This window comes from Kandleria vitulina DSM 20405, from assembly GCF_000702065.1.
GTDB lineage: Bacteria > Bacillota_I > Bacilli_A > Erysipelotrichales > Coprobacillaceae > Kandleria > Kandleria vitulina.
On record NZ_JNKN01000079.1, the window covers coordinates 1 to 1,107 of the forward strand.

General features: G+C 30.8%; 1 protein-coding gene. It reads left to right on the top strand.

Going from position 1 to position 1,107, the window contains the following annotated elements; translation table 11 throughout:
• Positions 1-139: 139 nt before the first annotated feature.
• A complete protein-coding gene (locus tag T513_RS0109645; protein WP_051550741.1) occupies positions 140-916 on the top strand; it encodes a polysaccharide deacetylase family protein in 777 nt (258 codons plus the stop codon).
• The last annotated feature ends 191 nt before the right edge of the window (positions 917-1,107 follow it).

The window sequence follows — 1,107 nt, forward strand, 5'->3', positions numbered from 1 at the left end:
CGGAAGTTAAGCATCGCAGCGGCGACGATAGTCGGAAACGGCAAAAACAGCACGCTGCCAGTCTGTCCGGTCCCCAAGGGGACTCCTTTTTTTTATACTTTTGTTTTTTTATTTATTGTGCTTGTTTGAAGGTTATATTATGAAAGAAAGAATGAAGTTAAGCGTTGTTGCTCTATTGTTTATCTTAGCTGTTTTTTTATTGATTTCTATTATCATTCCACATGATAATTCATTATCTGGAATTCCGGTTCTTGGTTATCACGGGGTAGTTGAGGATGAAGTTAAAGAACATAAATATCCTTGGTATCCTTATGCCGTTTCAAAAAGCGAATTTGAAGAGCAAATGAAATACTTATATGATCATCATTATAAAACTCTCTCTTTGAAACAGTTTGATAAATGGTATTCATCTAAAAGTAAAAAACAAAAGTGTGTAGTATTAACATTTGACGATGGTTATTCAAATTTTAATACAATAGTAAAACCTATTTTAAAAAAATATGGATTCAAGGCTACTTGTTTTGTGATTGGTAAACATATTGCTCATCCGACAAAAGGATTCTTATGTAAAAAGGATCTTAAGAAAGATAAAAATGTGCAATATTATTCTCACTCATATAATATGCACAAAACAGTTGAAGGTTTTGATAGGAAAATAATTCAAAATATGAAGCCATCAGAAATTGATAGAGATTTCAAAATGAGGGGTGTTAGTCATAAATATTTTGCATATCCTTATGGAAGATCAATTTCTGGTATTGATGATATTCTTATGAATAATCATGTAAGAATGGCATTTGGTTATAATCAGTTTGTACATGCAACAAGGGATTCTGATCGCTATTATATACCGCGTTACATGGTATTAAGTATTACTCCATTTTTTATGTTTAGATGGATGGTATCACAAACTTAAAAAGTAAAATACATTATATAATTACGCAGATATTTATCTGCGTTTTTTTATTTTCAGGAGGTGTTTTCACACATAAAATAATTATAATAATATTTTTTTAAAAATATGAAAAAAATGCTTTACAAAGAGGAGAGGTGATGATAATATAAGTGAGCACTCAGCGAGAGCCGAGTGGCCTGAACATTGAAAAC